Source organism: Brachyspira catarrhinii (assembly GCF_005518285.1).
GTDB classification, from domain to species: Bacteria; Spirochaetota; Brachyspiria; order Brachyspirales; family Brachyspiraceae; genus Brachyspira; species Brachyspira catarrhinii.
The window spans coordinates 1-4,032 of record NZ_SJDU01000220.1 but is presented as its reverse complement, the minus strand read 5'-3'; the positions used below and the strand labels follow the sequence as shown (position 1 = coordinate 4,032).

Genomic DNA, 4,032 nt, shown 5'->3' with positions numbered 1-4,032 from the left:
ACGTTTAATAAATAATTCTTTAACTTCATCGTTCATTATCAAATCGACATATCTTTGTCTGTAGCGAAGTTCCATGTCGGTTAAGCCATGAAATTTTTCTGGAAGCGGATTAATGGATTTCGTAAGCAATTTTATTTCGTTTGCGTAAATCGTTATCTCTCCCGTTTTAGTTTTGAATACCGTTCCTTTTACGCCGACAATATCGCCAATATCTATAAGTTTTTTGAATACATTATTATAAAAATCGTCTCCCACTTTATCTCGTTGAATATAAGCCTGAATATTTCCCGTAGAATCTTTTATAGTCAAAAAAGAAGATTTGCCCATTATTCTATAGAGCATTATTCTTCCCGCTATCGCCACTTCCGTTTGATTTTTTTCAAGTTCTTCAAAATTTTCTTTTATATCTTTCGATTTAAAACTGACTTCATAATTATTTGGAAACGGATTTATTCCCATTTTCCTTAAAGTATTGATTTTTTCTTTTCTATTCTCTTTTTCTAAATTTTGATTTTGAGAATTATTTTCTTCGTTTGGCATTAATAAATATCCTTTATTTAAATTAAAATGTAAATAATAAATTTGATTTATAAATGATATATTAATTTTCAAAAAAATTCTATATTAAATTTTTTATTGATTGAATAAATAAATCTAATGAATAAATAAATCTAATTAAACGAAATAAATAACAAAGCCATGCATCTAATAATATAGATACATGACTTTTTGAATTTTTATTATTTTATATTATATTTTTGTATAATTTTATTTTTATACACTTCGGCTTTAGTTCCGTAAACCGCTTGTATTCCTTTACCTAATCTTAATACTTTCTTTGAATTAAGAGAATTCCAAACATCATCGCTTGCAACTTTATCTGAGTCTTTAACCGTGACTCTTAATCTTGTAATACATGCGTCTATATTTTCTATATTGTCTACGCCTCCAAGCGCTTCGACTATGGAATCTATTATTTTATCTTCGTCAATGTTAGATTTTGATTTTTCTCTTTCGTTATAATCGGCTCTCCTATATAGTTTTGCTTCTCCGCCAGCTCTTCCAGGAGTTATAAAATTAAATTTAATTATTAAAAATCTAAATAGGAAATAATATACTACAGAATATATAGGTCCTAATATTAAAATCCATTGATATGAAGTCTTTGACATTCCTTGCAATAATCCGAAAAAAGTAAAATCTATTAAACCTCTTGAAAAAGTCACGCCTACCGCTACATCCAACATATATAAAAGCATATACGATAAACCTTCTAAAATCGCATGAATAACATAGAGTAAAGGAGCTACAAATAAGAAAGTAAATTCTATAGGTTCGGTAATGCCAGTTAAAAACGAAGTTAAAGCCGCCGATAATAATATGCCTTTTACCTTTTGTTTATTTTCATTATCTGCAACCTGATACATCGCCAAAGCGGCGGCTGGAAGTCCAAACATCATAGGCAAATAGCCTCCTTGCATTGTTCTGGTAGCCGCCGAACTAAAATGCGTTACAGTCGGGTCGGCTAATTGAGCAAAAAATATCCTCTGTCCTCCAGCTATCATATGTCCGCTCACTTCCAATACTCCTCCCAATTCGGTATACCAAAATAAAGGATATATCGCATGGTGAAGTCCGAATACATTTAACATTCTCATTGTAGCGCCGTAAAAGAAAGTTCCTATATATCCAGTAGCCGCAAATAACTCTCCTCCATGAACTATTCCTTTAAATATGGATGGCCAAACAAAAGGAAATATAGCGCCTAAAGGTATAAAAAATATCATAGTTAAAACGGCTACGAATCTATTACCGCTAAAAAACGCCAAATAATCTGGCAAAGTTTGATTTGCAAATTTATTGGTTATAAAAGCCGATAATAAACCGCATATAATTCCTCCGAATACTCCCGTTTGTAAAGTAAATATTCCAAGTTCTCTTGCATATAACGCCGCCGTTCCCGCAGCTTCTCCAGAACTTAATCCAGAAGATATTAAAGCTTCTACGGTAGTATTTTCAGGCGTATAACCTTGAAAATTTAATATAACTCCTATAACCGTATGAAAGAGTAAAAATCCTACCACCGCGGAAAGAGCCGCCGCTTCTTTACTTTTATCAGCCATTCCTATCGCTATGCCTACCGCAAATAAAAGAGGTAAGTTAGCGAATACAAAATTACCAGCGTTAAAAAGTAATATTAGAATATAATTTAACGGAGTTCCGCTTCTTAAGAAAGTCAAATTATAAGTTTCGATTAATACGGGACTTGTAAAAGCTCCGCCGATACCGAGCAATATACCTGCCATTGGTAATATCGCTATTGGAAGCATAAAAGACCTTCCTATTTTTTGTAATACTGCAAAAATATTTTTCATTTTGATCTCCTTGAAAATAAATTTTTTTATAATTTTTTATATATCTAAAATCATATAGATTCTATAGCCTTAACGAATTTTTCCGCTATTTGTTTGGGTCTAGTTATAGCTCCTCCGACAACTACCGCAAAAGACCCCATTTGAATAGCTTTTTTAACTTTTTCGGGAGTATCTAAATTGCCCTCTCCTATAACTGGAATTTTTACCGATTTTAAAACTTCTTTTAAAGTATCCAAAGGTTCGTTTCCTTTAGTATAATTCGTATAACCGCATAAAGTAGTTCCCACAATATCTATTCCTATTTTTTCCGAATAAACCGCTTCGTCCACATTGGATATATCGCCCATTATTATTTGATTAGGATATTTCTCTTTTATATTTTTTACAAAATATTCTAATTCTATATTATCAGGTCTTCGTCTTTTTGTAGAGTCTATGGCTATAATATCTACGCCTTCCTCCATTAGTTCGTCAACTTCGTTTATTGTGGGCGTAATATATACATTGCAATCTCCGTAATTTCTTTTTATTATTCCTATGATAGGCAAGTTGGTATTCTTTTTAATTTCTCTTATATCGGATATTGTATTTGCTCTTATGCCTCCCGCTTTCGCTTGAGTAGCGGCCAAAGCCATTCTACCCATTATAAAAGAACTATAAAGAGGCTCGTCTTCCAACGCTTGACAAGACACTATAAGCTTTCCTTTTATCCTATTAAAAATTTCATGCATAAATAAAGCCTTATTAATTATATTTTACTCTACAGTTGAAAATCCGTTTCTTATTTTTGAATTTTTATCTGTAGCAATTAAACCTTGTCGCAAACCGTCTCTCCATACTTTCCATATATGTCCTCCGTTTACAATTCTTAATTCAACATTGTTTCCTAAATTTTTTAATTCTCTATATATCGATACCGCTCTTTCTTGAAAATCCTCTTTGCCTTCAGAATTTACTAAATTATCATCGTCTCCTATAACGATATAAATTTCAGATTTGAGTTTATTTGTGTAAATTTTTTCTTTATAATTTTCAAGATTATTTGTCCAATATGAATTGAACATATCTTTTTGCGTGACTGGTGATACTTCCAAAAATTCATCGGTAAGTTTATCGTAAACGGCTGGGCTTAATAAAATCACTCTACCAAAAATTTCTGGATTTCTTAAGAAAAAATTTAAAGAACCCATACCGCCCATTGAAAGTCCGCCAATTATAACTTTTTCTCTCTCTTTTGAAACCTTATAATTTGTAAATACAAACGGAAACAAATCTTTTTCGTATGCAGTTTGAATTTTTTCTTTACTATCTATATACCATGTATTTCCGCCGTCTGGCATAATAACAACCATTGGCTCTATAGCTTCCGTTTCGTAAATAAGTTCGTCAAAAATAACGGAAGCGCTTCCCTGTTGAGGGTCAGTCCAATCCTTTTCGTTTCCGTATAAACCATGCAATAGAAAAAACACATTAAAATTTTCTCCTTTATCATAATCTTTTGGAAGATAAACTTTATATTTTATCTCTCTTCCGAGCGTTTGAGAATACATTGTTTTTTCTTCAACCGAGCCTCTTGCAAAAGCTATAGATGAAATAAAAATAAATAATAATAATGTGGAAGTTATTTTTATATTGTTCATACGAATATACTCCTTTC

The 4,032-nt window shown here is 31.6% G+C and carries 4 protein-coding genes; all 4 read right to left on the bottom strand.

The annotated features are described in order from the left end of the window. Positions 1-540: OB-fold nucleic acid binding domain-containing protein (locus EZH24_RS08335; protein ID WP_236847127.1), on the bottom strand; the 540-nt coding region annotated here is incomplete at its 3' end. A gap of 200 nt (positions 541-740) precedes the next feature. Then, positions 741-2,375, bottom strand: coding sequence for a PTS transporter subunit EIIC (locus tag EZH24_RS08330; protein ID WP_137998693.1), 1,635 nt, complete (start codon positions 2,373-2,375; stop codon positions 741-743). 50 nt (positions 2,376-2,425) lie between these two features. Beyond that, positions 2,426-3,106 (bottom strand): N-acetylmannosamine-6-phosphate 2-epimerase, encoded by a 681-nt coding sequence (locus EZH24_RS08325; protein WP_137998692.1) that lies wholly within the window; start codon positions 3,104-3,106, stop codon positions 2,426-2,428. Between the two features lie 24 nt (positions 3,107-3,130). Further along, positions 3,131-4,015: an alpha/beta hydrolase gene (locus tag EZH24_RS08320; protein WP_137998691.1), complete on the bottom strand. Its 885-nt coding sequence runs from the start codon at positions 4,013-4,015 to the stop codon at positions 3,131-3,133. Positions 4,016-4,032 lie beyond the last annotated feature (17 nt).

What these genes read in the sequence shown, in the direction of transcription:
- EZH24_RS08330 (WP_137998693.1), bottom strand. Translation starts at nt 2,375, where the DNA reads ATGAAAAATATTTTTGCAGTATTACAAAAAATAGGAAGGTCTTTTATG.
- EZH24_RS08325 (WP_137998692.1), bottom strand. Translation starts at nt 3,106, where the DNA reads ATGCATGAAATTTTTAATAGGATAAAAGGAAAGCTTATAGTGTCTTGT.
- EZH24_RS08320 (WP_137998691.1), bottom strand. Translation starts at nt 4,015, where the DNA reads ATGAACAATATAAAAATAACTTCCACATTATTATTATTTATTTTTATT.